The following is a 26,652-nucleotide window of genomic DNA, read 5'->3' as shown; positions in this document are numbered from 1 at the left end:
AATTGAACTAAATCTTAATCAAGGGTGAACGTGATCGCAGTTCAGGCTATACTGAAATCGGTGTTAAGCGTGACTGGAAAATCGCAGACACCTGACGCATGGCATTGCTAATGAGTGACACACGACACTTGGGTAATTTGGGGAAGTTGGGTAAGATGGGGAAGATGGGGAAGATGGGGAATATGGGGAAGATGGGGAAGATGGGGAAGATGGGGAAGATGGGGAAGATGAGGGAGAAGATTCCCAATCAACAATGAACCATGAACCATGAACAATCAACAAATGACCAATGACCAATGACAAATCGGGTATAGTGAGGTTAACAGTCATGGAACTGCACGTAAGCTGAGGTCGGTACAAGCAAGAAATTAATGCGTATCTCTTTAAATTGGCTGCGGGAACTGGTGGATGTGACCCTAGCTCCCCAAGAAATTGCGGAAATTCTCACCAATGCTGGATTTGAGGTTGAGGATATTGAGGATCAGCGCCAGTTGGCTGATGGTGTAGTTGTGGGGAAGGTTCTGGATGTACAGCCTCACCCCAATGCCGATAAGCTGAGGGTGACTCAAGTTGATATTGGAGATGCGAATAGTCCAGTAACCATTGTCTGTGGCGCGGCTAATGTCCGGGCAGAGGCGTATGTCCCTGTTGCTACGGTAGGGACTTACCTGCCAACGGTTGACTTGAAAATTCGCTCCTCCAAACTGCGGGGGGTACGTTCCGAGGGCATGATTTGTTCCTTGGCAGAAGTTGGCTTGGAAAAAGAGTCAGAAGGGATTCACATCTTTGAGGCACAAACACTACAAGTGGGGAGTGATGCTCGTCCCCTTCTCGGACTTACGGATGTGATCCTGGATTTAACCGCAACGGCGAATCGGGCGGATGCTTTAAGTATGGTGGGGGTGGCTCGTGAAGTCGCCGCCCTGACAGGTGCATCCTTGAACTTGCCTAAAACTCCAGAGTTGACGATTCCTCAAGGTACGGGTGGGTTGACATTGAAAATTGCTGACCCGAAAGCAAGTCCTGCTTATATCGGTACGGTGATTGAAGGGGTAAAGATTCAACCGTCGCCAACCTGGTTAAAACAGCGTTTACAAGCCGCAGGCGTGCGACCAATTAATAATGTTGTGGATATTACCAACTATATCCTGTTGGAATGGGGGCAGCCGCTTCACGCTTTTGACCGCGATCGCTTACAACAAGTAGCAGGTGAAAACTCCTTAACCATCGGCGTTCGCTTCGCTCAGGGAGAGGAATCATTAACCACCCTAGATGGTCAATCCCGCACCCTTCATCCCCAAACGCTGTTAATTACCGCCAATGATCGCCCCGTGGCGCTAGGAGGCGTGATGGGGGGAGAGGAAACCGAAGTCCATGAGGGTACTGAGAATCTGGTTCTCGAAGCCGCCCTGTTTGAACCCGTCGCCATTCGTCGTTCCGCCCGTTCTCAAAGCTTACGCACGGAAGCATCCACCCGTTATGAACGGGGTGTCAATCAAGCGGAATTAGGGATTGCAGCAAAACGAGCGATCGCATTAATCCAAGCACTCGCCCAGGGTAAACCCATTGTCCAAGAGGTAGCCGACACCCGCCCTGATCCAGACAGTTGGGTGCGATCAATTGAATTACGCCTAGAACGGGTGAATCAGGTACTCGGTCCAGTGGATTTGGGTGATGAGATTGGTGACATTCAGCCTGGGGATGTTGAGCGCATTCTCACGGCGTTGGGATGTCAACTTCAGTCCGTAGAATCAGACGATGCGGTGAAATGGATCGTCACGGTTCCCCCCTACCGCTACCGAGACTTAGAACGGGAAATCGACCTGATTGAAGAAATTGCCCGTCTCTACGGTTATGATAAGTTCTGTGAAGATTTACCCCCGAAAACCGAACCGGGTTATCTATCGATTGACCAGGTATTAATCCGCAAGATTCGGGAAGCCTTCCGTGCGGCTGGATTAACGGAATTGCTGCAATATTCCCTCGTGAAACCGGAAGAAAAAGGGGAGCAAATTAGCCTGTCGAATCCTCTGTTTGTGGAATATTCCGCCCTGCGGACGGACTTACTCTCAGGATTAATCGAAGTCGCCCAATACAACCTAGAACAAGGGAATGGCGTATTAAATGGGTTTGAAATCGGGCGAATCTTCTGGCGCGACGAAGACGGATTGGCTGAAAGCGATCGCGTGGCGGGAATTTTGGGCGGTGATCCCAGTCAGGGGAAATGGACAAGAGGCGGACAAGAGGCGCCGATGAGTTGGTATGAAGCTAAGGGAATCATCGAAAGCGTGTTTGAACGCTTAGGATTAACCGTGGAATATCAACCCGATCGCCAGGATTCGCGTTTGCATCCAGGGCGCACCGCTTCCTTATGGATACAAGGCGATCGCTTGGGCAGATTTGGGCAACTCCATCCCCAACTTCGCGCCGAATTGAGTTTACCCGATCAAGTCTATGGGTTCGAATTAGACCTAGATGTCATGTTAAACGCCCTTGCCCAAGATGAAAAATTGACACCGAGATTTTCAGTTTATTCGACATTCCCAGCCGCCGACAGAGATATCGCCTTCTTTGTCACCGATACCGTTTCCGTCGCCGAGATTCAACGCACCACTCAACAAGCCGCCGGAAACCTCTTGGAATCGGTGCAACTGTTTGATGAATATCGCGGGGAACGAGTGCCAGAAGGACAGCGTAGTCTGGCTTTCAGGTTAATTTATCGCGCAGGCGATCGCACCCTGAAGGACAAAGAAGTGGAGTCCGCCCACCAGAAGGTTCGAGATGCCTTATTAGAAAAATTTGGCGTTAGCCTAAGAAGTTAAGTGTCATTTGTCATTCGTCATTTGTTCAGGGTTGATTGGTTATGCCCAAATATGTAATGTGGGGAAGTTATTGTGAGGACGTATTAGAAAAACGCGCTCCTCATCGCCAAGCCCATCTGGATGGTTTAACCCAGCAAAAAGAATCCGGTGTGTTAATTACAATTGGTCCAACCAAAGATTTGACCAAGGTGTTTGGTATTTATGATGCTGAAGATGAAGCCACCGTGCGCCAATTAGTTGAAGCTGATCCTTATTGGCAACATGGGATTTGGACAGAGTACGACGTGAAAGAATGGATTCAGGCATTTTAGAACGTTGTTGGAGTAATTGTGGGATAGTTTAAGGTAGTGATGCGGCACACCTAATTTGGATTAGCTTTACATCCCGAAACCGTAGGGGCGCAAAGTCATTTGAGTTCCCTCCCCTTGGCAAGGGGAGGGTTAGGGAGGGGTCAGATCAAAGAATCGCTTCCTTATTTCAGCTTAAGTTGGGCTTCGTTCCTCAACCCAACCTACAACGTTGACTAACAAAGAACCAAGGACAAATCACTCCAAATTTGCCAAATTCATTTTCTTAGAGCCATTCCCAGCTTCATTCTTATACGCTGCTATTTTCTCAACAAATTCCTCGGTTAACCGTGTAAACGCTTTGGCACCGGAAGAATTGGGCGAAGCGAGAACCGCCGGCATAAAACTATCGACTGCTTTAGCCACATTAACATCCATGGGAATGCGATTCTTAAACAGTTGCGTCGGAACAAAGTCTTCTGTTACTCGATTCATCACCTGCTTGTAATAGCGACCCAGCAATCCCCCGGATAAAATAAAGACAATACCTAATAACTGCAAATCGAGAGACGTGTTAGACTTATGACTCTCTTTCAATTTAGCAATCCGCCGTTCCAAAAGCTGAATTCCCACAACTGATAACGGTTCAGGACGAGCCGGGAGTAAATAAAAATCACTGGCAACAATACCACTACGGGTTAACAGATTATAGCCAGGAGCGCAATCTAAAATAATAAAGTCGTAGTTATCAATAACCGGTTCTAAAATACTTTTAATCAGCAGTCGCTCAAATCGATTCCACACCTGGTTAAAATTAGGAGTCTCTTCGCGACTGGCTTCTTGATGTAGCATCTCGGAGACTAAATACTCATCATACAGATCAATATCTCCTGGCAATAAATCCAGTCCTTTGACCGAACAAACGTAAGATTGAATAACATCTTGAATCGTCAGTTTGGCGTGACGATGGGGACGAATTGCCTTATCAATTAACTGATTCAGCGTGCGTCTCGCTTTTCTGGCTTTAGCAAAATCTTGAGGGGCGATTAAGCTGAGTGTAGCGCTGATTTGGGTATCTAAATCAACCACTAAAACCCGTTTTTGATGATGTTTCGCCAAGCAAGTTGCCAAGTTGACGGTTAGTGTCGTTTTTCCGACACCGCCTTTCATGTTAACTGTGGCAATGACAAATCCCATGATAAAATCCTCTTGGAGAAACGCTACCCAGTTAGGTATCAGCCAGCCTAGATGATAAACGCCGTATCGCGTCTGGAATTTCCCTAGTTTTCGGCAACAGTCTACTATGGTAAGCGATTTTACCCATCAAGTGAACAAGTTTCTGTAGAGGCGGGTTTCACAACTATCGTTTCTTTCCTCACCCATAAGCAACTAAACCCGCCCCGCCCCAAGGGTATAATTATCAGATGGTACGTCTTTACCCCCGGTTGTAACCAGAAGGGCGGGTTTAGTCAAGTTATGGTTTTGTGCCAAACTGTTATCGGTAAAACCCGCCCCGACAACCTTGTGTCCCTATCCCTTATCGTTATTTCCATCTCCCCCATCTCCCTCATCTCCCCCATTTTCCCCACCCCCTGACACTACGCAATTCGCTGGAGAAATTCTTTGGTTAACTCAGTAAACGCTTTCGCACCCGTGGAGGTGGGTTCGGTGAGAACCACAGGTTGAAACTCATCAACGGCTTTGGCGATAGCGACATTGGTGGGAATTTCAGTGCTAAAGACTTTATCGTCGCCAAAATCAGAACGGACTCGCTTCTTGACTTTCCTTGCCATCGTCGTCGCATGACCGAGGGAAGAAAAGACAATACCCAGTAGATTGAGTGTAGCGCGATCGCTCTGCTTGAGTTTCCGGATACGACCTTCCAAAATCCCCATCCCCACAACCGATAAGGGTTCAGGCTTCGCCGGAATCAGATAAAAGTCACTGGCAATCATACCACTGCGCGTCAGCAAATTATCTCCTGGCGGAAAATCCAGCAAAATCCAGTCATAATTGGGGACAATCGGTTTAATTATCCGCTTCACTAACGCATCTTCCAGATGATTCCAGCCTTTTTCAAAGTCTTGCTGATGGCTATTGGCTTGTCTATAAATCTGGGTCGCTAATAAGAAATCGTTGTACAGTTCGATATTACCCGGTATCAAGTCCAGTCCATTCACCTGACAAATGTTGGGGACAATCACATCCTCAACAGTTGGGGAGGATAACGAATTAGATTGAAGGGCTTGATTGACTAATTGTTGTAGCGTGCGCTTTTGTTTACGGCATTTCGTAAACTGTACTGGAGGGATAAGGCTGAGAGTCGCATTAATCTGGGTATCGAGATCAACGATTAAGACTCGCATCCCATGTTCTTTAGCCAGACTTGTCCCCAAGTTGACGGTGAGTGTGGTTTTGCCCACACCCCCTTTCATATTGACGATTGAAATAACCTGTCCCATTCATGGTTGTTTTGACGATGCTTATATCATACTCTGATCTGCCTGATGCGGTGGAGACAGGGGCGTTAGTCAGGGCGGGTTTAGTCACTTATGGGTCAAAAATAAACGATAATTGTGAAACCCGCCCCTACACACAACTATATAATTGGCAAAGAGAAGGGTCTTACCTAATTGCCCATTGAATGAGAAGAATCAACAAAGATAGCAACTCTGGTGAAGACTATAGGATAAAATATTATTAAATTCCTGTATAATGTAAAGCTTGGATTATTTATGCTGAAAACCCTTAAAATCAAAGGCTATAAATCTATTCGAGATATGGAGTTGGAGTTAGCACCCATAAATATTTTAATTGGGGCGAATGGGGCTGGCAAATCTAATCTAATTTCTTTTTTTAAACTGTTGCGTTGGATGCTGCAAACACCGGGACAGTTACAAGTATTTGTCGGCAAATCAGGAGGGGCTAACGCTTTGCTGTTTGATGGCGCATCTGTCACGCCACAAATGGAGGCAGAACTTCATTTTCAAACAGAAGCCGGACGAAACGACTACTCCTTTAGGCTTTTTCATGCTGCCTCAGATACGTTCATCTTTGCCGAAGAGAAATATCGCTTTTCCCGTACATCGACAAAAAACCGAAACACTGGAAGATTGGTTAGAAGAGTATTCATTGTCTGAGCTATGGAATAAAAATATTATTGGAGGAAGACCGAGCTGATGATTCGTTTACATATTGTTGCGGAGGGTCAAACAGAAGAAGAATTTGTTAAGTCGGTTTTAACGGAACATTTGGGAATTCTTAATATTTCAACTGATGTTCATTGCATTACAAGTAAACGAACGAAAAAGAAGGTTTATCGAGGTGGAGCCGTCAGTTATGGAAAAATAAAAAATGCCCTCATTTTAATGCTTGGATATCCCAGTTAGAGCAGTTAAGATAGATCAACTCAATTTTAGAGACAAAACTCTCACACTCCCTCTGCGTACCTCTGCGTTAAAACCTCTGCGCCCCTCTGCGTTGAAAAAATATAATCCCCCCTTCACAATTCAATCCTTTGAGCAAATAAACTTTGCAACCGTTGCAACTTCGCCCCGACTTGATACAGTAAATCTCCTTTCCCCAACAAATAAGCCGCTTCCGATTGTTTTCCCCCTAAAATAATCTCAGAATCCGCTTCGCTAGCTGTCCGCAACGCGACTCGTCCCGGTAAATTTGACCGGATAATCGGCGTAACCACCTTCGCTTCAGGGCGTTGCGTAGCAATAATTAAATGGATACCCGCCGCTCTCGCCATTGAACCCAACCGTTTAATACTCAATTCTAAAGCATTGCGGATATCTTTTTCGGTCATAAAGTCAGCATATTCGTCAAAAATACAGACAAGACGTGGTAAAAGTGGGTTATGCTTTTGATTATAAGCATCAAGGTGAGAACATCCCGCTAGCTCAAATCGCTGATAACGCCGTTCCATTTCCGTTACTAAATTTTCCATCAACGCGATCGCATCTTCGCTATCCTTGACGATAGGAGCGTACAACCAGGGGATTTGCTCGAATTCGGGAAAGGTGACACGCTTAGGATCAACCAGGGCGATTTTAAGCTGCTGGGGCGAATGGCGATAGAGTAAGGATAACAGGAGCGATCGCAAAAATTCACTTTTCCCGCTTCCAGTTGTTCCCCCGACGAGAAAGTGACAGGTATTCGCATCGGATAAGTCGGCTTCTACCAGTTTCCCATCTAAATCCACACCAATGGCAATTTTTACCAGAGCCTGAGTCGGCGTTGTCTGAGGTGTGATATAATCCTCAAGCCGCGCTACTTGTCGATCTGGACGCGGTAAATCGACGCTAACATAGCCAGGTTGCGGTGCAATTAGCGGGGGATTGGTAATCCCTAACTGTACCTGTAAATCAGCCGACAATTTCAGCAGAGCGCTAATCTTTACCCCCAAACTGGGTTTCAGTTTCACCCGAATAAACGCTGGACCAACGGCGGTTCCCACACAAGTCACATCTATCTTAAAGGATTGTAACGTCTCAACTAACTGTTGCGCGATCGCGTCAGCATCAGGAGTCGTTTCTGGTTCGGGCTGGCGAGGGGTATCCTGGTGATTATTAGGCGGGGAAGTTTCCCCTGTCTCAGGAGTAGGCTGAGAGGGGATAGTTTGAGGCGTTTGACTAGGCGCTGCTGCAATAAATTCTAATAAATAGCGATGGACATGAGCCAGATAAACCGTGTCCATTTTAGCATACTTGATCTGCTTTTCTGTCAGTGGGCGCTGTCCCCAATCGCTTTGCTGTTCCTCACTATCTACATTGGAGAATTGACACAGTTCTACGGCTAAGGTTTTCAGTTTCTTGTTGGAGACTTGCAGCCGATTCGAGCGCCTTTTTCTCGTCAGCCGATTCACCATCTTTTGCGTACAAGTGACATTCTCCGCCTGTTCTTTTCCCAGAAACCTTAGATCGAAGCTGGCGTTGTGAAAGACTTTTTCTATTCCAGGATTTGCCATAATTTGCTCAACAAAATCCTGTACCACATCCGGCTGATCCAAGACATCGAATATATAAGCCTGTTTCCCGGTTCTATCGGTAGGATTCGCTAACACCTGAATCAAAGATAATCGGGGATTTGCGGTATTCCAATCCGCCACTTCTGTATCCAGCCAGAGTGTTTTCGCACTCGTCAATTGCTGGATCATGACTCGCATATCAGCAGGTTTGGTTAGATAATGATTCGATTCATCACCCTCAAATAACGTCTGACATTTTTCATGCTGGGGGCAAATTTGGCACAGATGAGGCTGGGAGGTTGACGGCGGTGGATCAGGTTGTCCGGGTTCCCAAGTTAACCATTCCTGCATTTGCTGTAATTTAGGCGGAATAAGCTGATGTACGGTAGTTTCTAGCTGTTCCCAGGAATAGTAATACTCTTTAAATTCGGGTAAAACACAATAGATAGCGGAGTCAACGGGTAGCTTTGTCTTTTCCCAGAGGAGATAACTATAAACCGCAACTTGGGCTAACTGAGCGGATGGATCAACAGGTTCATAAGTTTTGTATTCAACCACACAAAGACGCTGGCGATCGCTATCGAAAATCAAGTTATCAAATTGACCTTTAACGACTTGTTTTGTGCCATCGGGTAAGGTAAACTGGTGTTGAATTAGTTTCGGATCGGGATCAATAAAGGTTTTACCAATAACCTCGGCTGCACTGTGATAGTGACGATTTTTAATTAACAGTTCTGCCCAACGCTGGATTAATCCCCGTAATCCCTGCCAAACTTGAAATAAAGGCTGGGCTTTTCCCGGATCAGCTTGGGTGATCTCTTGGAAATAGGGATAAAATGCGAGTTGATACAACAACTGTTCCATCTGAGTCGCGATCGCCTCTTTTTTTAGGTGTTCTGGATCAGCTTCAAACAGTTGTTTAAATTTACCGTTTTGACAAGCCAGTTTAACCAACTGATTCGCCAGTTTATGAAAGGTAGTGCCAATCCCCTGGGAACTCTCTGGGGGTAAAAATAAACTTTTACCACCCAGTTTTTTGGATAAATAAAATAGGCGAGGGCATTCAACAGCAACCCGGATATCAGTAGCGGTTAAGGAATTCGTCATTTTAAGGGATATGATTATACAACTAGACAGACGACTTGTTTTTCGAGTTTTTCGTTTAAATTAGGAATTTGCAGTTTATTTTCTTGACACAGTTCATCAATTAAGGGGTTTAACTGAGATTCGTTGAACTGAGAGTATTCGCGGTTAGCGTTTTCGAGTAAGGTTTTTCGCCCTAGCATCATGCCATCATTTCGCACAAGTGTTACTAGATAATCTTTGGCATCTTGCCGTATTTTTTCTAGCTCATCACCGTTATTATCTCCTCCTCCATTTCCAGTATCCGCCGGAACAATTCCCAACTCCTGTAGTAAATTACAGTTATGCAAAATTTGGGAGTCACGAATAAATGATTCCAACTCCTTTAAATTAGGAGTTAAATCGCCCACGACTAAATCCCCACCCAGAGCCGCATTCACTAAACTGTGATACGTTGCCAGGTAGTGGACTGAGTTTAAATGGGGGATAATGTGACGATGGGGTGAACCTGTAAAGATGCGCTTAAACAGTTTGTATCCAGCGTTGTTTGATTGACCCAATTGAGCCGCCCGAATTAGGATTAGACTATCGCAGAACTTTTGCTTCAGCGCTTTTTCGCAGGCTTTCATGAGATAAGAAAAGCTTCTCAGGCTAGCCTCTTCACTCCAGACAATGCCAATTATTTCACGACTATCTGAAGGTTGATAACTAAAGGAATAAATCGAATATTTGGTTTTCTGTAAAAGTTGGGACTTAATGCCCTCGACTTGTAATGCCGCTAGAACTTCTTGCAACATTTGAATCAGTTCCGGCGATCCAAGTTTAGGAATTCTATCAATTTTTTGCTGCGTTTTTTTGAATTCCTTGCGCCAGACTAAATCAAATGCAGCCAACGGATCAGTCGGAGGAGTTGGCGGTTTGGGCGAGGGAGTCTTGGGTTCCGGCTTGGGCGTGGGAAAGTCATCTTGAACTAAACCAGCTTTGTACTCTTGAAATCGCTGACGCCCTAATTGTAAAGCGTAGCGAGGAGTGGTTTTGCCACGGGGAAATTTGTCTTCTAAATCTTGCCAAGTTAAGGGATAAATCTGCGAGTCAGGTTGAGGATTGGCTTGCTGATGTAACGGATAAAGTCGAGTTGCCCAAAGTGCTTTGGCTTGCTCTAATGTGATCGGTTTGAGAGAAAGTGCTCCAATGATTCGACCTTCACTTATATCAGCCGAGTGGATTTTATTTTTATTGTTATGCCAAGTACTGTTAATGATGCTAATAATTACTAGCAAGTTTTGTGGATAGCGCGTGTGAATACTGGAATTTACATTAAATAAAGCTTGCAAGTCTAGAGAACCGTCGGGAAAACGAGGAATGTTATCTAATTGGTCAAAACACAATACAATCGGTTGGCTGCTGGCTGAAATTCGCCCAAAGTTAGCTAAAACATTCTGAGCCACATTTTCAGTGTCGATTAGACGTTTAACCCCCAATTCTTTGAGATCGGCTTCATCCAATTCATCTCCCCGCAACCAATAACAGGCAAGAGCGTGTAATTCAGGATTCGTCAGGTGATAGAGAACTTTGAAAAACTCTTTTGGATTGTAAACCCCTGTAGGATAACTGGCTGTCAAATCACTAATAAATTTCTTCTGCTCACCGAGTAGCTGTTTCATCAAGCTACTTTTTTTGAATGCGGGTAAACCCTTGAGCCAAAGCAGCAACTGAGAGTCCTGTTGACCTTCAGGAACATGCATTAAACTATCGACCGTTTGCCGCAGAATATGACGCCAGATATAATCACTATCGGGCCAGGGTCCAATATAAGCAAAAAAGGCTTTGGGGTTAAGCGTTCGTTTCAGCCGTGCTAAAAGATAACTCTTACCTGAACCAGAATCTCCCGCCAATAGTAAAGTGCGCGGATAATGGTCTTTTGCAACCTGATCCAACACCCTTTCTATTTGAATAATCACGTTTTTATGAATTGAATCAACCGTGATCGCTTGGTCTTGCCGTTCCTGCCAAAAGTTGCCTGTTTTAAACGTTACTGGGTCAAAAGGATTAATCTCTTGCCGAATAATTTGATTGAGAGATGCCATGCTAAAATCGGGTTTTACTCAGAGACTGCCGGGACAAATAAATAGAATTAGCGGATGGGATGTTAAGTCGAATGGCACTGAAAAGCGTGCATTTTGGGATCGCCGAAACCCTTGATATGTAGGGTGGGCATTGCCCACCAGCCTTAAGTCAGTACCATTCATATTAAGTCACGATGATAAAGAACAATGGTCCCCCAATATCTTGAGGAATCCCCGCCTGAAGTTGTTCTGAGGTATAGGATCTCACTTCTTGCAAAGCACTAAGTTCTATCTTATCTTGCCGTTCTAGGCGATAGAGTGCCTGATCTAATTCTTCCCTGGATAGGGGCGGTTGTAACTTATCCCGCAAATAAAAAATCGGCAAATAGTTGTCAGTCCCCAATTGTCGGTCTAAATCTTGAATGATCTGTAAAATCTCTTCATCATTGGAGACGCGCCATGACACGTCTCTACCTGGCTGGCTTGTCAATGCGGCTGTCGCTGGCGTGGGTGACGTTGTAACAGCTTGTAACTCTCGGGGCAGAAATTTCCGCAGAAAGCGCAGGTAATCTGCCAGCATTGCTTTAGTCATCGTTAGATTCCCCGCACCCAGAGGCATGTATTCTTCCCGCAGATACTCCTTCCCCGGTTCCGTCAGCCAGACTTCTTTAATTCGTGTCTGTACTGGCTCAATAAACCCCCGATGTGCCAAACTGTCGATGAGTGCCTGTCGGGTTTTAGTCGGGGTGATGTTGGTTTTGCCGGGAGTAATCGCGCCCTTCTCGCAAGCTTGGAGAATTTTCAACTCTTGTGGGGTTACAGGTAATCCCGCTGGATCTAATTTCAGCAGGGATTGTCCAGGAGGAGCAATTTTCAGCTTTTGAATCTCCTCACTATAGCCAACCAAATCCCGTTCCCCTAGCTGACGGCAAATGCGATCGCGTTCTGAGGCTGACGTTTTAGAATTCGGCTTGAGTTCGGTAATTGATGCTCGATAATCCGGTTTTCCCACCAGTTTCAAGAGAAACTTTAGTTCTTTAACGTCCATAGAATCAACCTTATTTAATTCGCTTTCCAAATTCTAGAGAGTAAGAGGCTCCCATGACCAATGTTTTGGCATACTCACCTCAAACCAACTCAACAGCCAATCGCATAACTGCATCGGCAAACAACACAACTCTATCCTAGCTTCATACATTAGGTTTGTAGTCAGCGCTTCAGCGCTTAAGGCACTAAAGTGCTTACTACAAACGTCTAAATCAATGATGTTTAGGAGACTAAAAAGATTGAGCTAGGGGTTCTTGAGCAATATCGTTTAAGCCAACTGACCTTAAAATATTAATCCAATAATTTTCCAATTCCTCATCCCTGGGATTTTCCTGGCGGAGTTTAACTAAAGTTGTCAACGTTTCGTGCCAAATTCCCGCGTTGGCATAAATTAAGGGAAGTTCACGAGAAGTGGCTGTATCCAATTGCACCAGTAGATTTGAAGGTGGGTTGACTCGTTGAATCCAGCGGGAGCATCCCAATTTTGCGCGTTAGCTCTTTTTAGGGAGCTGAAACCCTTGAAATATCGTTGCTTTTGGAAGTGGTGTTCTGTAGTTCATTGGTGGTAGATGTGGCGGGTAGAGTCACACTAATTACGCTGGGATTTTTGGGCAGTTTAACCGGGGTTTGGTAAATCATGTTCCCTTGAGAATCTTCCAAGATAAATTCCGCCCGTAACAGTGAGACTGGCAATTAAAACGTCTCGCAGTTGAATTAAACGATGCAACCTTTTGCTGGTAGTCATTGGTCATTGGTCATTTGTGATAATTGAATGGTTAGGTCGGGGCGGGTTTAGTCACGGCAGTAGTGGCGTGACCCAGCTAAAATAGTGCAATAGATTTTACTGTTAGAATGGGCGCACGCCGTGCGCCCCTACAATTCTAATTGCTCAACTTGGGTACTGATAGGTTTCTCATTGATGGTGTTGGAAACACTAGGTTCAGGCAGTTGAGAGGGAGCAAAAGGTTTTATCGTCACCACTGTCTCAACTCTCCCTAGAGGGGGAATAGGGTGGCAGTGCGAGCTTTTGACCCAGGGCGGGTTTTGTTGAGAAGTTATCGTTAACTATCAAAATTCAACAGCTAAACCCGCCCCTAAAATTGACCCTTCATGACTTTTGAGTGGAGACGTGCCATGGCGGGGTTAGATGTGCGCCCTCACCAATATACCCCCTCAGCCCACACTTACCACTTCAGCAAATTAAACTGCTCCATATCAATGGTGTCGCGATTGCGATAAATCGAAAGCACGATCGCCAAACCAACCGCCGCTTCAGCCGCTGCTACCGTAATCACAAACACCGTAAACACCTGACCTTTAATTCCCACAGGGTCAATAAAATTAGAAAACCCCATTAAATTCAAATTGACCGCATTCAACAGCAGTTCAATGGACATTAACACGCGCACAGCATTGCGGCTGGTAATTAAGCCATAGATACCAATGCAAAACAGAGCCGCCGCTAGCAGTAAAAAATATTGAAGTTGTAGTTCCATGAATTGACGTTTAATGTTTGACGTTTGACAATCGGGCGGGTTTTGTTGATCAGTTATCGGTAACCAAGTCCCTTGAAAACCTAACCCTGTCCTTACCTAAAGTTGGGCGGGTTTTGTTGATCACTTACTCAGTCACAAAGTCTATTGAAAGGCTAAACCCGCCCCTACACCCGCCCCTATTTCCGCCCCTACCAAAGACTTTTATCAGGTACTTTTTTGAGACTCTCCGCCTACAGATGCCAACTCACGCGGGCGTTCTGGTAAGGTAGAATACTCAGTTTCTGATGTATCGCGAGGCACCAAACTCTCTGGAATAAAATCGCGACGTGCCAAAATAATCGCCCCCACCATCGCCATCAATAACAGTACCGAGGCGAGTTCAAAGGGTAGTAAAAAGTCACTGAAGAAATGCTTACCAATCTCCACCACTGACCCTTCACCGAGAACCGCCGTACCCGAATAAATCGACCAAGGTGTCGCTAACACCATCGTTCCCAGCAGCGCAAATAACCCCAAACAAACCAGCGCGGTTGCACCTTTACGAATCCAACGATTCGTGATCGGTTTAAAATCTTCTCGCTTGTTCACCAACATAATGGCAAACAAAATTAGCACATTCACTGCACCCACATAAACCAAGATTTGCGCGGCGGCGACAAAATCAGCATTGAGTAACAGGTAAAACCCCGCCATACTAATGAAGACACCACCGAGTAAAAATGCCGAATAAACGATGCTATTGAGTAGGACAACTCCTAAGGCTGACCCAATCATCATCACCGACAAAATCGCAAATGAAACAAACTGAACCCCTTGGGCTAGATCCACTGTACCTTCACTCCTTGCACTCTCGTTAAAATGACAGATTAATCCCACGGAAATAGACTCCGTGGGATCAGCTTTAAGCATTCTTCGCTGTTTCTTCTTCTTTTTCTGCTTCAGCCGGTTCCATTTGCTCGACAATTTCTTCGGGACGCAAACCTGCACGTCGAGAACCGGGCGGTAAATCGTGGGGATCTGTGACTCCTTTGGGTAGGTAAGCCAATTCCCGTAACGGTGTAACCATCGGGTCTTGCGTCACCTTGTACGGCAGGCGTCCCATCGCCACATTATCATAGTTGAGTTCGTGGCGATCGTAGGTAGACATTTCATACTCTTCTGTCGCCGACAGACAGTTGGTGGGACAGTATTCAATGCAGTTGGCGCAAAAAATACAAACCCCAAAGTCAATACTGTAGTGCTTGAGATTCTTTTTCTTACTGGCTTTATCGAACTCGTAGTCTACCACGGGCAGATTAATCGGGCAAACTCGCACACAGACTTCACAAGAAATACACTTGTCAAATTCAAAGTGAATCCGACCCCGATACCGTTCAGAGGGAATCAGTTTCTCATAAGGATACTGCACGGTAACGGGACGGCGCTGCATGTGGTCAAAGGTTACAGATAAACCTTGACCAATATAACGGGCAGCTTGAGCGGTTTCTTTGGCATAATCGCCAACTTGTTTGAGGAACTTGAGCATAGTTTATTATTCGTTCTTCGTCATTTGTCTTATGTCATTGGTCATTTGTCTTATGTCATTGGTCATTCGTCTTATGTTTTTAACGATGACCAATGAACCATGAACAATGACCCATCTAACAATCAACCCCCGAATGCAACGGGAAAGGTGAGTTTAAGCGCAGCTGTCAACAGCAGATTCACTAATCCCACCGGTAAAAGGAATTTCCATCCCAGATTTAGGAGTTGGTCAATCCGTACACGGGGAACTGTCCAGCGCAGCAGAACGGCAATAAAGACGAGAAAGTAAGCTTTGAGTAAGGTCATGGTAATTCCCAGAGAAGCGGTAATCACCTGTAACCAGGAACTGGTTTCACTCACACCTAGCCAAGTGGCTAATCGGTCAAGGGGAATCGGGAATTCCCAACCGCCTAAATACAGCACTGCCACTAATACAGCAGAAAGGACTAGGTTAACGTAAGACCCGATATAAAACAAACCAAATTTCATGCCAGCATATTCGGTTTGATAACCAGCAACCAGTTCTTCCTCGGCTTCGGGTAAGTCAAAAGGAAGTCGCTCACATTCGGCTAACGCCGCCATCCAAAAGATCAAAAAGCCGACGGGTTGACGCCAAATATTCCAGCCTAAGATGCCATACCCGGATTGCTGTTCCACAATATCGATGGTACTTAGGCTATTGGACATCATCACCACTGCCAATACTGCCAGCGCTAGGGGAATTTCATAACTAATTGACTGGGCGGCGGCTCTTAACCCCCCAAGTAGGGAATACTTGTTATTGGAGGCATAGCCTGACATCAGCAACCCAATGGGCTGAATACTCGACAGGGCAATCCAGAGAAATATCCCCAGTCCTACGTTAGTAATCACCAGATTCTGTCCAAAGGGGACAATCAGATAGGACAAAAAGACGGGGATGACGACGAGTATGGGTCCGAGGGTAAACAGCCATCGGTCTGACTTGGCGGGGACGATATCTTCCTTAAATACCAACTTAAGACCATCGGCGACGGCTTGTAGAACACCCAGAGGTCCAGCATATTCCGGACCAATCCGCTGTTGAGCCGCAGCAGAAATTTTTCGTTCCAGCCAGACGACGACAAGGACACCCACGGTGGCACCGATAATCATCAGGAACATCGGTAAGGGCATCCACATCGCCTTGGCAGCACCACTGGGGATGCCAAAATCTTTAAGCGATTCAATAAAACTTCCTTGAAGGTCAATTCCTGCGTTCATCTTGGCAGCTATGTGATATTTACTGAGGTAATTTGACACTTACCGTATCAAATTATGCTATCGATTTGGTTTGTGAAGTTTTTTTGACAGCCTCACTGCCTAGTATATCGTTCGAGGTGATCCCCTTAGCCAAGACAAGGAGAATTTCAGTTGATCGCAGCGGATATGCTACGACAATTAAATCAGACCCTTGCTTGAGCATGATCCCGAAGCAACGATGGTACAAACCCCCTCGGAAATGGAAACCCTATCTCTTGAACTCCCTCGTGCGATCGCACTCTACGTCACCCCCGAACCGTTTGAGGCGATCGCTCGCTGTGGCGAATCAAGATTTGAGACTAGAACGCACCGCAGCCGGAGAGTTAATTGTGAATCCCCTTGCTCAATCGGGGCAAACAAGGCATCTTGGAAGAACATATAGAAAATATTAAGTTTTCAGCGTTTCACTTCAAGGGGTGGTTATGACCCAAGCAACTCTTCTGGAATTAGCGAAACAGGGTAATGATGCAGCGATTCTCTCAGTCATGAATTATGTGCTGCAAGACCGCAATATTACTGCCCAAGCCGCACTTAAAGGGAATTGTCTGTTGGTACTCCTGAAAGCCGTTCAAGTCCCTGACCAAAAATTATCGGTGATGATTGTCCGCAAACTGATGACCTACTTGCGAGTCCCATCAATCACCTCTGTGCAAATGTATGGTAAACAGGTTGGACAACCTGCCCCCTCTTGGATGGAAGTTATCGAATTGCGGGATGAGATCCCACCCTTGGAATCCAAAACCAATGTTTTCAAGGTATTGAGCCAATGGTGGGCAAAATCTCTGCTGCTCCTAGGGTTGATTCCCTTGGGGGTGATTGGTTTTTATGTTTGTTTACCACTTCCCTTAGGAAAATCGATTATACCTGTACAAACCGAGTCAACCTCCTTCAACGCCAAGGAAATAGAACAGCCGACGATAGAACCCTTAGATCACTCTCCTGATCAGCCTGTTGATCCTCAATCCGCTATTTCATCTTCACCGAGGTTGCCTTCTTCCCCCCTATCTTCTCAAGCTGAACCCTTCCAGAAGGCGGTGAATCAAGCCATGCGTGCGGCGACACTGACTCAATCAGCGCAAACCCCAGAGGAATGGGACATCGTGGTGAGTCATTGGCAAGAGGCGATCGCACTGATGGATGCTGTACCCCCTTCCCATCCTCAACATCGCCTTGCCCAACAAAAGGTTGTTGAGTATCAGGAGAATCTCAATTATGCTCAGAAAAATACAGCGATTGCTCAGTAGTGAATTATGGTTAATTTTGGTTTAAACTCTGCATCATTTTGAGATAACAGGTTCAATCAACTGTGAGTGAAAAACGAATTCTCCTCTGGTATCGCAACGACTTGCGCCTGCACGATCATCAACCCCTACACCAGGCACTTCAGACAAAGGCGCAGGTGATTCCACTCTACTGCTTTGACGATCGCCACTTTAACACCACATGCTTTGGATTCCCGAAAACTGGGGTATTTCGCGCCCAATTCTTGGTGGAAAGTGTAGCAAATTTGCGAGAGAGTTGGCGATCGCGGGGAAGTGAGTTACTGGTGCGCCGGGGTTTACCTGAGCAGGTGATTCCCACATTAGCAAAAGAACTTGGTATCGCCGAGGTTTATTTTCACCAGGAAGTTACCGCCGAAGAAGTGGCGGTAGAATCTGCACTCAAAAAAGCCTTATCTGAGATTGGTATAACCGTACAAACCTTCTGGGGAAGCACCCTCTACCATCCCGACAACTTACCATTCAATCTCTCAAAAATCCCCGAACTTTTTACCAACTTTCGCAAACAAGTGGAAAAAAAATCTACAATTTACCCCACCTTTCCCACTCCCAAACGTTTACCGTCTCTCCCCTCTATCAAAGTTGGTAAATTGCCTCAACTCACTGATTTTGGACTAGAAGCCCCTATATTTGACCAACGGGCAGTCTTACAATTCACAGGGGGAGAAACCGCCGGATTAGCCAGACTCGAAGACTATTTCTGGAAAAAAGACTGTCTCAAAGTTTACAAACGAACCCGCAATGGTATGTTGGGGGCAGATTATTCCTCTAAATTTTCTCCCTGGCTCGCATTGGGGTGCTTATCGCCGCGTTTTATTTATGAACAGGTTCAGCAATACGAACAGGAACGAGTCAAAAATGATTCAACCTATTGGTTAGTATTTGAATTAATTTGGCGAGACTTTTTTCGGTTTATTTGTGCCAAGCATGGCAACCGAATCTTTCGCCAATCAGGGTTACAAGGTGTACCCATTCCCTGGAAAAAAGACTGGGAGCGCTTTACCCTTTGGCAGCAAGGAAAGACAGGTTTTCCCTTAGTTGACGCCAATATGCGGGAACTTGCCGCCACTGGATTTATGTCTAATCGGGGACGACAAAATGTTGCTAGTTTTCTCACCAAGAACCTAGGAATCAACTGGCAAATCGGCGCGGAGTGGTTTGAATCGCTGCTAATTGACTACGATGTTTGTAGTAATTGGGGAAACTGGAATTATACGGCAGGAGTGGGTAATGATGCCCGTGGGTTTCGCTATTTCAATATTCAAAAACAGTCGAAAGATTATGACTCCCAAGGTCACTACGTCAAACATTGGCTCCCCGAACTGAATTCCTTACCCGCCGCTAAAGTACACCAACCGTGGACATTAACCCCAGCCGAGCAAAAACAGTTTGGGATGAGGATTGGCGTCGATTATCCTAATCCGGTTGTAGACTTAATGAAGTCGGTTAAAGCAAACGAGAAAGTTTACAACGCCGCCTTGAGTCGTCGATAACTTTGGTGATTGGGAGACTGCTTATCAACGTTTTAGGTCGGGTTTCGTTCCTCAACCCAACTTATCGGATTAGCTGGGATAAGTACCTAGATATAAAATCTGTACGCTGTACTAAGAAATGTTAACAAGCCTCAAATCTTTACTGTTGCCTGTTGACTACCCCCCACCGCAAGACTGATTCAGCAGCCTTTAATTTCAAACGCGGATTTGGGATTAAAATCGGCGCAAGTCAGGGCGGGTTTAGTTAGGTTAGTGGTTTGAGCCGGAGCGTTATCGGTAAAACCCGCCCCTACACAATCAAAACGATATGCTGTGAAAAGTCAGAGACCCCACGACTGTCTTTATAATTCGCTAGCCTAGAAGAAGGTCAGTTGTTGTCGATGTAAATCAGAGGATGACATATCCTGAGTGCAAACTCTTCTAGGATATATCAGGAGTGACATAGCAGAAAACTAGATGGCTAATATCAAATTTGTTAAGGAAGACCAGGAAGTCATTGCAGCAGATGGCGCGAACTTACGGGAGAAAGCCCTGCAAAACAAGATTGACTTGTATACCTTCAAAGGGAAGTTGATGAACTGTGGAGGCTATGGTCAATGTGGCACCTGCGTTGTCGAGGTAGTCGAAGGGATGGAAAATCTCTCACCTCGAACTGAGGTAGAACAGCGTAAACTCAAGAAAAAACCGGAAAGTTACCGATTAGCCTGTCAAACCTTGGTCAATGGGCCAGTCAGTGTGAAAACTAAACCCTGAAGCGGCGACGAGGAGCAGGGAGAACAGGGGAAGCAATACAGAGACGTGCCATGGTGCGTCTGGGAGCAGAGGAAATAATGTAGCTGATCAATATTTGCAGTCAACCTGCACGATTGGCAGAAGCCAATGATATTCTAAGAAGAGCGGTTCAAAACCAATTGTAGAGGCACTAGTTCAATGCAAGTTAATGATTTAGGGTTCGTTGCCAGTCTTCTGTTTGTGCTGGTTCCCACAGTTTTTTTGTTGATTCTGTATATCCAGACAGCTAGCCGAGAAAGCAATAGAAATTCTTAGCATTGGCTGTCTACCCTCCGCCCATGAGATCCCCGACTTCTTCAAGAAGTCGGGGATCTGGCACTCAATCCGGTGTAAGGGCTAACAACACAGGACAATTCGCACACACCCGCCCATAGTCCGACAGTGAGTAGGGTGGGCATTGCCCACCAACCTTAAGGAGCGTGCCATTTTACTCAATCCGGTGTACGGGTTAATAGCACAGGGCAATTCGCATACACCCGCACATAGTCCGACAGGGAAGTCCCCAGCAATCGGTCTAAATCAGGCAGAGACTTAGCAATGGTGGGACGGCGTTCCGGAGAACCGAGGACTAACAAGTCCACATTCATTTCATCTGCCAAGCGGCAAATCTCTCGTCCAGCCTGACCCTTACTATTTATGCATTTATAGGCAACGCCTTGTTTTTTCGCTTCAGCCGCCGCCGATGCCAAAACGGGATCGGTTTCAGGCGTGGTTATCGGTTCACCCGATGGCGTTTGTTGGTCAGGGTTAACGTGAACTAAATACAGTTGACCGCCTTTGACATCCCGAATCAGAGACAGTGCCAAATCCAAGCCTTGCTTAGCACTCTCGGATTTATTCATAGACACCATGACTCGGTTGATCCGTTTGACGTAGATCTCGTCTTTCACCAATAGCATGGGACGGGAGGACAATTGGAAAACATATTGGCTGACCGAGTTTTCCAAGATTGCTTCCAATCGTTTGAGTCCTCTGGACCCCATAATCACCAGGTCAGATTGCTCTTCCTCAGCCACTTGCAGCACTACGTCTTTGGGATCTCCCTGTTTGAGTCGGGGTGTGATTCTGTTGGGATCGGTTTTGAGAGACTTGATGGCGTCTGCCAAAATCTTACCCCCCTCTTCCAGTTTGGCTGACATGGCGTCAGCACTAACTTGAGGTGTGACCACATGGAGAACCGTAACCGATGCCTGTTGCATGATTGGGATTTCGGTCAACATATTAAACATTTCTTCACATAATCCGCGACCAGCAACAGCGAGCAAAATTTTTTCAATCATGGTTTGAATCGTTGTGAGTGATTACGATGAGACTTTCGCTATTGCAGGAGAGTCGGAGCCATATTGGGGTAAATTCCGCAAGCCCCGGAAGTAGTAGTTGTTTCCCTGACAATGCATCAGTCCTGAACGTTATCGTATTTGCGTCTTCTAAAACTAAGGATACTGGGAATCGGGGTTCCAAACTTTGACAATTTGTCAACGACTGGAGGTTTCGGGGGGAGATGGGGCAGATGGGGCAGATGAGGGAGATGGGGCAGATGGGGCAGATGGGAAAGATGGAGAAGATTAAGACTTCTTGGCGGATGGTTAACAAAGTTTCTCGGTCAACGTTAACATTCGTTAGGGTAGAACAGTCTATTGAGAATATATTTCCATGAACCTTTCAAGACTCTGGCAGGTAATTATTACAGTAGTATTAGTTCTGGGACTCTATATGCCCCCGGTGACGGCGGCTGAAACCCTTTCCCCTAGAACTGATACATTTAATGCTTTGGTGCAGGAATGTCTGGAACTCCAAGGAGAGACATCTCTGAGTGCTTGTGATCAAGCCATTGAACTGCATCCAGATGACGTAATTCCGTGGTATGGGCGTTATCGGGTGTTATCGGCTTTAGGACAACAAGAAGAAGCCAATCAGTCTTATGCGCGGGTGCGAGTGATTCAAGCGTACTATAATGCGATCGCGCAACTGCTGGCTCAACGGGAACAGATTGAGTCGTTGATGCAAAATGACGAGCAATTCTCTCAACTCGAAGCCGCGATTAATAGTGAGGATGTGGAACAAGAGCAGTTAGAACAACTGCAACAGCTTAAACAACAGATTCTCACACTCCGGGAGAATCCTAGCCTCCTTGACGAAGAAATAGCGGATGCGATGCTTCAGGTGCGCGATCGCTTGGCTGATATTATTGGACAAATTTCCGCCACCGCTTCATAACTTGGGCGCAAGCGAATTTTCTGGGCGCAAGCCTTGCGCCCCTACCAAGCTAATCCATTAAAGATGCAGCTAATCGGTACTTCTTGCCTATTGCCCATTCCCTGTTCCCTTAAATTAATTCTGATGATTCATCGTTATATTCTACTTGAGATAGATGAGATTACTTCCAGTTTATAGAAAATTAGGGGGTGTATAGAAGTATTTTAAGAATAAAGTAGATCAAATGAACTATCCGAAAAAGACTTGGCAAATCCTAGGATTTACGACAATCTATTCACTGGCACTAACCATTTTGCCCAACGTTGCCAATGGGAATCAACCCTCACCTGTACAGGGTTCTGATGAGTATCAGATTGCTCAAGCAACCAATTGCCGAGAGGTTGATGTCAACACCATGCTGAATATCCGACAACAGCCTTATGGACAGGTTATCGGAGCTTTGGAAAATGAACAAACCGTCACTATTATCGGGGAACCTGAGGATGGATGGGTAGAGATTGACGCTCCCATGGATGGTTATGTGGCAGCCAGATATTTAGAATATTGTACGGGTGCAGTACCTCCCTCTGAACCCACCGGTCAAACACAGCCAACTCCCCCCGGAAATGAGCAGGTTTCCACTGTACCCGGTGATAACTGTCGTCAGGTAGTTTCGCCGAATATATCAGTGCGATCGCAACCGAATGGCGAAGTAATTGGTACGCTAGAAAAAAATCGGACAGTTTATATCGCCAACGAGGGAAACAATGGTTGGGTGCCGATTGAAAGACCAATAGACGGCTATGTGAATGCGGCAAATCTGGGCTACTGTTATCAGTAAACCGTTTTACACATAACACATTTTGTCCCGTGAGTCAACCCTCTCAACAGCGAGACTTTCTCGCCAACACCAAACTCTGGCGAGGTTTGCCGGATGAGCAGTTAGACGCGATCGCGACCATTGCGATCGCTAAATCGTATCATAAAGGTGAGGTAATTTTTGTTGAAGGGGAGGAGGGGTGCGGATTTTTTGTGGTAAAATCTGGTCGAGTAAAAGTATTCAAGCTATCGGCAGAGGGTAAAGAACAGATACTCGAATTTTTTGGGGCGGGAGAACATTTTGCTGAAGTACCTGCCTTTGATGGTCAATCCTTTCCCGCATCAGCTACGGCTTTAGAGAAAACGGAATTATTATTTTTTGAGCGTGATACTTTTTTAGACTTGCTAGAGCAACAGCCAACGATAGCGATTAATATGTTAGCCGTTTTTGCGCGGCATTTGCGGCGCTTTGCCCGATTAATCGAAGATTTATCCTTAAAAGAAGTACCAGGACGGTTAGCGGCTTATTTGCTCTATTTAAACGCCCAGTCTGAGCATTCCAATCACGTAGAATTAGATATAACCAAGACTCAGTTAGCCTCTTTATTAGGAACAATTCCTGAAACCTTATCACGGGTATTTGCCAAGTTGAGTCAGGAAGGATTGATTTCAATTCAGGGGTCGAAAATTCGGATATTAAATCCAGAAAGATTACAGATTTTATCGGAACGATAGCCACGCCCACAATTAATTTTTTTTGACGTAAAAACAGAAGTTATCGAAATTAATTGGTAGTGGCGTGGCACACCTTATTTGATGAATTAGAATTACGCCCGGAAACCGTAGGGGCGCATGGCGTGCGCCCGATTCAATGGTAAAATCTATCCCACCATTTTAGGTGTGCCACGCCAGTAGGAGAGGTTTTAATTTGTATTAAATAAAAGTACTTCCACACTAGGGAAGGGCGGGTTTTGTTGCAAGGCTAATGGTCAGATCATCTGACTGAGTGGCTAAACCCGCCCCTACAATTTCTAAACCCGCCCCTACAATTTCTCCTACAATTTCTCTTGTCTCTCCTACACACTAATAAATATTTCACCTTACAAATGACTAATGACAAATGACGATACTCACCTACTCTACACCGTCGTTTCCTGCGGCACTTTCGCATAGTAGCGATGATAGTAATCATAAGAACTTGTGGTGTAATTCTTAACCCCATTCGCCACCACTCCCAACACTCTGGCATGAGAGGTTTTCAATCCAGATAATACCTGCGTCAATACCGTCCGATCCGTTCTTCCCAATCCCACCACCATAACAATTCCATCGGTATGCGCCGCCAACAACCGCGCATCAGCTAAACCTAACATTGGGGGTGTGTCAAAAATAACTAAATCAAACATTTCTTCAAACGACTCAACTAAATGCTGCATCTTTTGAGAACAGAGGAGTCGAGTTGGATCAGGGGGAATTTGTCCGGCAGTTAACACAAACAAATTCTCCTCCAATGGTGATGGCTGAATCACATCTTTCACATTAATGTCACTGGAAATAACATGACTCAATCCCCAAACATTCGGTAAATCCGTTCTCGCATGTAGCTGCGGACGCCGCAAATCGGCATCCACTAATAATACCCGTTGTCCCATCGCAGCAGCGGCTTGTGCCATAAACGTCGCTATAGTGGATTTGCCATCAGCAGGAACCGCTGAACTAATTACTACTGAACGAATCGGTTGATCGGGACTAATAAACTGAAGATTCGTCTGCAGCGAACGAAAAGCCTCTAAAAATGGAGACGCCTGATAGCGATACGTGGATTGACTGATGGGAGATGCCAAGAGTGGAGTTTCCGGTTTCCCGGCTGTTTTTGCCGATTTACTCTGTTTCTTTAGAGGCTTATGAAAAGGAATCGTACCCAAAACCGCTAACCCTGTCTTGTCCTTTAACTCCTCGGCTGAGTGAAACACCTTGTCTAATTTTTCCGCTAAAAACCCCGCCCCAGCACCTGCTAGTAATCCAGCTACAGCCCCCAACGCTATACCATGGGGTATGTTGGGTGAGATGGGTACTTGCGGTTGTTGCGGTTTAGCAATAAGCTGCCAAGGTAATGTCTTCTGCGCCGCTTCAATTTGTAGCGTTTCTCGCACCGCTAGAAAGCGGTTCAAACTCTCGGTAGCGACTTTCAACTCCCGCTGTAAATCCGTATACTGACGGGCAACCACTGCCAAATTCTTCAGTTGCTGACTCATCAACCGTTCCGCTTTGGCGATCGCACCCGCCCGCACTTCTAGCGTATTAATTTGGTTGGTTGTCTCCACCAGCTGTTGAGTTAGTATCGAACGCAGGGAACTAGGAGACGCCAGAGATTCCGGATTTTCGGGTACGGCGCTGGTATTTGCGCCTAATACAGTGCTGGCTTCCTGACTTAGCAAGGGAAGTAAATTTTGTTGCTTTTCCCGTAGCGCCTGAATCGTGGGACTCTCTTCGGTAAACCGCGCCGATTCACTAGCAATTTGACTTTCAATCTCCGTCAACTGATTTAGCAACTGCTGGTAACGGGGGGCTTCTGAGAGGGCGGAAGCCGCGATCGCTTGTTCTGGAGATAGTCCCAGTTCCCCTAACTGACTTTGCAGTTTCCGCGCCAGGGTGCGGGCTTCATCCAGTTGGGTTTGGGTGTTTTGACGTTCTTGGACAATGGCGCTAACTCGACTGGTCAAGACTTGACCCTGACTATCTGGATCAACTAATGTATTATTTTGGCGAAATCGTTGCAGTTTTTGCTGGAGAGTATCCACCCGCCCTTGAAGTTTCGGCAGTTGCTCTTCGACAAACTCAATCCCCTGGCGCGTACTCGTCTGCTGTTCAGAGAGCGAGTAGTTCACATACCCTTGGGCAATTTGCTCTAAAATAAATTGAATTTTTTCCGGGTCAGAATCTTGGTAACGTACTTCTAGTATTTTCGTTTCTTGTAACTGATTAATCGACAGTTGGCGGCGAAGCGTACTATAGTCAATTTCTGGATAGCGAGACTGAATTTGTTCGACAATCGGAGTCATCACTTGAGGACTCCACAGCACCTGAATCTGGGTGTCGTAATCTATACTGTTGGCTTGACCCCCAGAGGATTGATTCAGGGATTCACTAATCTGATCGAGCTGATCTTTACCGGAAACTGCTCCAACTAATAACTGAAACTTCCCTTCGTAGTTAGGCGTCTGCTGCAAGACTTTCGTGACAATGCCCGATGTCACCGCGATCGCCATCCCAGCGACAACCAATGCCCGTCGCCGCGCTACCGCCAAAATCTTACGCAAATCCAGCTTGTCGTCCTCTGTCTCAACTAACTCATACAGGGAGAGACTGGACAGTTCCGACGGTAGTTGTCCATTACGATTGGGTGGTAACGGCTGATATTCTCCATTTGAACCCATAATTCGTTAAACGTTGGCGTTCCTCAAACTGACGCGAAGAGTGGACAATTAGAT

General features: G+C 45.9%; 26 protein-coding genes and 1 pseudogene. 14 read left to right on the top strand and 13 right to left on the bottom strand.

Going from position 1 to position 26,652, the window contains the following annotated elements; all coding sequences use genetic code 11:
- Positions 1-110: 110 nt before the first annotated feature.
- The 3 genes from RIE73_RS17325 (at position 111) to RIE73_RS17315 (ending at position 3,133) form a co-directional block, all read left to right on the top strand.
- A complete protein-coding gene (locus tag RIE73_RS17325) occupies positions 111-257 on the top strand; it encodes a hypothetical protein (RefSeq protein WP_446402356.1) in 147 nt (48 codons plus the stop codon).
- Positions 258-371: 114 nt separating this feature from the next.
- Positions 372-2,822 carry a phenylalanine--tRNA ligase subunit beta gene (gene pheT / locus RIE73_RS17320; RefSeq protein WP_446402355.1) on the top strand — a complete coding sequence of 817 codons (2,451 nt, stop codon included), beginning with the start codon at positions 372-374 and terminating at the stop codon, positions 2,820-2,822.
- Positions 2,823-2,863: 41 nt separating this feature from the next.
- Complete coding sequence (locus RIE73_RS17315; protein ID WP_446402354.1) at positions 2,864-3,133, top strand: YciI family protein; 270 nt, start codon at positions 2,864-2,866, stop codon at positions 3,131-3,133.
- Between the two features lie 234 nt (positions 3,134-3,367).
- Here RIE73_RS17315 and RIE73_RS17310 read toward each other — a convergent pair whose 3' ends face one another.
- Positions 3,368-4,306, bottom strand: coding sequence for a ParA family protein (locus RIE73_RS17310; protein ID WP_446402353.1), 939 nt, complete (start codon positions 4,304-4,306; stop codon positions 3,368-3,370).
- 401 nt (positions 4,307-4,707) lie between these two features.
- Positions 4,708-5,571 (bottom strand): ParA family protein, encoded by an 864-nt coding sequence (locus RIE73_RS17305; RefSeq protein WP_446402352.1) that lies wholly within the window; start codon positions 5,569-5,571, stop codon positions 4,708-4,710.
- Between the two features lie 17 nt (positions 5,572-5,588).
- Between RIE73_RS17305 and RIE73_RS17300 the strand changes: the two genes are divergently transcribed.
- From RIE73_RS17300 to RIE73_RS17290, 3 genes are all read left to right on the top strand, one after another.
- A complete protein-coding gene (locus RIE73_RS17300) occupies positions 5,589-5,753 on the top strand; it encodes a hypothetical protein (protein ID WP_446402351.1) in 165 nt (54 codons plus the stop codon).
- Between the two features lie 91 nt (positions 5,754-5,844).
- Positions 5,845-6,249, top strand: coding sequence for an AAA family ATPase (locus tag RIE73_RS17295; protein ID WP_446402350.1), 405 nt, complete (start codon positions 5,845-5,847; stop codon positions 6,247-6,249).
- A gap of 39 nt (positions 6,250-6,288) precedes the next feature.
- Positions 6,289-6,498: a hypothetical protein gene (locus tag RIE73_RS17290; RefSeq protein WP_446402349.1), complete on the top strand. Its 210-nt coding sequence runs from the start codon at positions 6,289-6,291 to the stop codon at positions 6,496-6,498.
- Between the two features lie 113 nt (positions 6,499-6,611).
- Here RIE73_RS17290 and RIE73_RS17285 read toward each other — a convergent pair whose 3' ends face one another.
- The 9 genes from RIE73_RS17285 to nuoH all read right to left on the bottom strand — a co-directional run bounded on the left by RIE73_RS17285 (position 6,612) and on the right by nuoH (position 16,542).
- Positions 6,612-9,191 (bottom strand): DNA translocase FtsK, encoded by a 2,580-nt coding sequence (locus tag RIE73_RS17285; protein ID WP_446402348.1) that lies wholly within the window; start codon positions 9,189-9,191, stop codon positions 6,612-6,614.
- 14 nt (positions 9,192-9,205) lie between these two features.
- Positions 9,206-11,254 carry an ATP-binding protein gene (locus RIE73_RS17280; RefSeq protein ID WP_446402347.1) on the bottom strand — a complete coding sequence of 683 codons (2,049 nt, stop codon included), beginning with the start codon at positions 11,252-11,254 and terminating at the stop codon, positions 9,206-9,208.
- 163 nt (positions 11,255-11,417) lie between these two features.
- Positions 11,418-12,281: a hypothetical protein gene (locus tag RIE73_RS17275; RefSeq protein WP_446402346.1), complete on the bottom strand. Its 864-nt coding sequence runs from the start codon at positions 12,279-12,281 to the stop codon at positions 11,418-11,420.
- 229 nt (positions 12,282-12,510) lie between these two features.
- A complete protein-coding gene (locus tag RIE73_RS17270; RefSeq protein ID WP_446402345.1) occupies positions 12,511-12,762 on the bottom strand; it encodes a DUF928 domain-containing protein in 252 nt (83 codons plus the stop codon).
- A gap of 19 nt (positions 12,763-12,781) precedes the next feature.
- Complete coding sequence (locus RIE73_RS17265; RefSeq protein ID WP_446402344.1) at positions 12,782-12,973, bottom strand: DUF928 domain-containing protein; 192 nt, start codon at positions 12,971-12,973, stop codon at positions 12,782-12,784.
- A gap of 491 nt (positions 12,974-13,464) precedes the next feature.
- On the bottom strand, positions 13,465-13,776 hold the full coding sequence (gene nuoK, locus RIE73_RS17260; RefSeq protein ID WP_446375199.1) for an NADH-quinone oxidoreductase subunit NuoK: 312 nt from the start codon (positions 13,774-13,776) through the stop codon (positions 13,465-13,467).
- A 204-nt stretch (positions 13,777-13,980) separates the two neighbouring features.
- Positions 13,981-14,604: an NADH-quinone oxidoreductase subunit J gene (locus tag RIE73_RS17255; protein ID WP_446402360.1), complete on the bottom strand. Its 624-nt coding sequence runs from the start codon at positions 14,602-14,604 to the stop codon at positions 13,981-13,983.
- A 73-nt stretch (positions 14,605-14,677) separates the two neighbouring features.
- Positions 14,678-15,301: an NAD(P)H-quinone oxidoreductase subunit I gene (gene ndhI, locus RIE73_RS17250; protein WP_446375203.1), complete on the bottom strand. Its 624-nt coding sequence runs from the start codon at positions 15,299-15,301 to the stop codon at positions 14,678-14,680.
- Between the two features lie 122 nt (positions 15,302-15,423).
- Entirely contained in the window at positions 15,424-16,542 is a 1,119-nt protein-coding gene (nuoH, locus tag RIE73_RS17245) for an NADH-quinone oxidoreductase subunit NuoH (RefSeq protein WP_446402343.1), read from the bottom strand.
- 217 nt (positions 16,543-16,759) lie between these two features.
- Between nuoH and RIE73_RS17240 the strand changes: the two are divergent.
- The 5 genes and pseudogenes from RIE73_RS17240 to psbM all read left to right on the top strand — a co-directional run.
- A pseudogene (locus RIE73_RS17240) lies at positions 16,760-16,919 on the top strand (Uma2 family endonuclease); the annotation flags it as partial.
- An 84-nt stretch (positions 16,920-17,003) separates the two neighbouring features.
- Complete coding sequence (locus RIE73_RS17235) at positions 17,004-17,825, top strand: hypothetical protein (RefSeq protein WP_446402342.1); 822 nt, start codon at positions 17,004-17,006, stop codon at positions 17,823-17,825.
- Positions 17,826-17,887: 62 nt separating this feature from the next.
- Positions 17,888-19,354 carry a DASH family cryptochrome gene (locus RIE73_RS17230; RefSeq protein ID WP_446402341.1) on the top strand — a complete coding sequence of 489 codons (1,467 nt, stop codon included), beginning with the start codon at positions 17,888-17,890 and terminating at the stop codon, positions 19,352-19,354.
- A 456-nt stretch (positions 19,355-19,810) separates the two neighbouring features.
- Positions 19,811-20,107, top strand: coding sequence for a 2Fe-2S iron-sulfur cluster-binding protein (locus RIE73_RS17225; RefSeq protein ID WP_446402340.1), 297 nt, complete (start codon positions 19,811-19,813; stop codon positions 20,105-20,107).
- Between the two features lie 177 nt (positions 20,108-20,284).
- Positions 20,285-20,401 (top strand): photosystem II reaction center protein PsbM, encoded by a 117-nt coding sequence (gene psbM / locus RIE73_RS17220; protein WP_446392434.1) that lies wholly within the window; start codon positions 20,285-20,287, stop codon positions 20,399-20,401.
- Positions 20,402-20,577: 176 nt separating this feature from the next.
- On the opposite strand, the gene RIE73_RS17215 is transcribed toward psbM, so the two are convergent.
- Positions 20,578-21,426, bottom strand: a complete 849-nt coding sequence (locus RIE73_RS17215; protein ID WP_446402339.1) for a universal stress protein — start codon at positions 21,424-21,426, stop codon at positions 20,578-20,580.
- A gap of 373 nt (positions 21,427-21,799) precedes the next feature.
- Here RIE73_RS17215 and RIE73_RS17210 point away from each other — a divergent pair, with 373 nt between their 5' ends.
- The 3 genes from RIE73_RS17210 (at position 21,800) to RIE73_RS17200 (ending at position 23,896) form a co-directional block, all read left to right on the top strand.
- On the top strand, positions 21,800-22,363 hold the full coding sequence (locus tag RIE73_RS17210; protein ID WP_446402338.1) for a hypothetical protein: 564 nt from the start codon (positions 21,800-21,802) through the stop codon (positions 22,361-22,363).
- Between the two features lie 223 nt (positions 22,364-22,586).
- Entirely contained in the window at positions 22,587-23,183 is a 597-nt protein-coding gene (locus RIE73_RS17205; protein ID WP_446402337.1) for an SH3 domain-containing protein, read from the top strand.
- A 29-nt stretch (positions 23,184-23,212) separates the two neighbouring features.
- A complete protein-coding gene (locus tag RIE73_RS17200) occupies positions 23,213-23,896 on the top strand; it encodes a Crp/Fnr family transcriptional regulator (RefSeq protein ID WP_446402336.1) in 684 nt (227 codons plus the stop codon).
- Between the two features lie 404 nt (positions 23,897-24,300).
- Here the strand turns inward: RIE73_RS17200 and RIE73_RS17195 are convergent, their stop codons facing one another.
- Positions 24,301-26,598 (bottom strand): GumC family protein, encoded by a 2,298-nt coding sequence (locus RIE73_RS17195; RefSeq protein WP_446402335.1) that lies wholly within the window; start codon positions 26,596-26,598, stop codon positions 24,301-24,303.
- Positions 26,599-26,652 lie beyond the last annotated feature (54 nt).

Origin of the sequence: Coleofasciculus sp. C1-SOL-03 (genome assembly GCF_040220555.1) — a bacterium.
Taxonomy (GTDB): domain Bacteria; phylum Cyanobacteriota; class Cyanobacteriia; order Cyanobacteriales; family Coleofasciculaceae; genus Coleofasciculus.
The sequence above is the reverse complement of the archived record's forward strand: the minus strand, read 5'-3'. Positions and strand labels throughout refer to the sequence as shown.

Coding starts and splice junctions, on each gene's coding strand:
- RIE73_RS17210 (WP_446402338.1), top strand. CDS start 21,800: ATGAACCTTTCAAGACTCTGGCAGGTAATTATTACAGTAGTATTAGTT.
- nuoH (WP_446402343.1), bottom strand. CDS start 16,542: ATGAACGCAGGAATTGACCTTCAAGGAAGTTTTATTGAATCGCTTAAA.
- RIE73_RS17275 (WP_446402346.1), bottom strand. CDS start 12,281: ATGGACGTTAAAGAACTAAAGTTTCTCTTGAAACTGGTGGGAAAACCG.
- RIE73_RS17280 (WP_446402347.1), bottom strand. CDS start 11,254: ATGGCATCTCTCAATCAAATTATTCGGCAAGAGATTAATCCTTTTGAC.
- RIE73_RS17300 (WP_446402351.1), top strand. CDS start 5,589: ATGCTTATATCATACTCTGATCTGCCTGATGCGGTGGAGACAGGGGCG.
- ndhI (WP_446375203.1), bottom strand. CDS start 15,301: ATGCTCAAGTTCCTCAAACAAGTTGGCGATTATGCCAAAGAAACCGCT.
- RIE73_RS17295 (WP_446402350.1), top strand. CDS start 5,845: ATGCTGAAAACCCTTAAAATCAAAGGCTATAAATCTATTCGAGATATG.
- RIE73_RS17315 (WP_446402354.1), top strand. CDS start 2,864: ATGCCCAAATATGTAATGTGGGGAAGTTATTGTGAGGACGTATTAGAA.
- pheT (WP_446402355.1), top strand. CDS start 372: ATGCGTATCTCTTTAAATTGGCTGCGGGAACTGGTGGATGTGACCCTA.
- nuoK (WP_446375199.1), bottom strand. CDS start 13,776: ATGGAACTACAACTTCAATATTTTTTACTGCTAGCGGCGGCTCTGTTT.
- RIE73_RS17325 (WP_446402356.1), top strand. CDS start 111: ATGAGTGACACACGACACTTGGGTAATTTGGGGAAGTTGGGTAAGATG.
- psbM (WP_446392434.1), top strand. CDS start 20,285: ATGCAAGTTAATGATTTAGGGTTCGTTGCCAGTCTTCTGTTTGTGCTG.
- RIE73_RS17305 (WP_446402352.1), bottom strand. CDS start 5,571: ATGGGACAGGTTATTTCAATCGTCAATATGAAAGGGGGTGTGGGCAAA.
- RIE73_RS17290 (WP_446402349.1), top strand. CDS start 6,289: ATGATTCGTTTACATATTGTTGCGGAGGGTCAAACAGAAGAAGAATTT.
- RIE73_RS17195 (WP_446402335.1), bottom strand. CDS start 26,598: ATGGGTTCAAATGGAGAATATCAGCCGTTACCACCCAATCGTAATGGA.
- RIE73_RS17205 (WP_446402337.1), top strand. CDS start 22,587: ATGAACTATCCGAAAAAGACTTGGCAAATCCTAGGATTTACGACAATC.
- RIE73_RS17310 (WP_446402353.1), bottom strand. CDS start 4,306: ATGGGATTTGTCATTGCCACAGTTAACATGAAAGGCGGTGTCGGAAAA.
- RIE73_RS17235 (WP_446402342.1), top strand. CDS start 17,004: ATGACCCAAGCAACTCTTCTGGAATTAGCGAAACAGGGTAATGATGCA.
- RIE73_RS17215 (WP_446402339.1), bottom strand. CDS start 21,426: ATGATTGAAAAAATTTTGCTCGCTGTTGCTGGTCGCGGATTATGTGAA.
- RIE73_RS17225 (WP_446402340.1), top strand. CDS start 19,811: ATGGCTAATATCAAATTTGTTAAGGAAGACCAGGAAGTCATTGCAGCA.
- RIE73_RS17285 (WP_446402348.1), bottom strand. CDS start 9,191: ATGACGAATTCCTTAACCGCTACTGATATCCGGGTTGCTGTTGAATGC.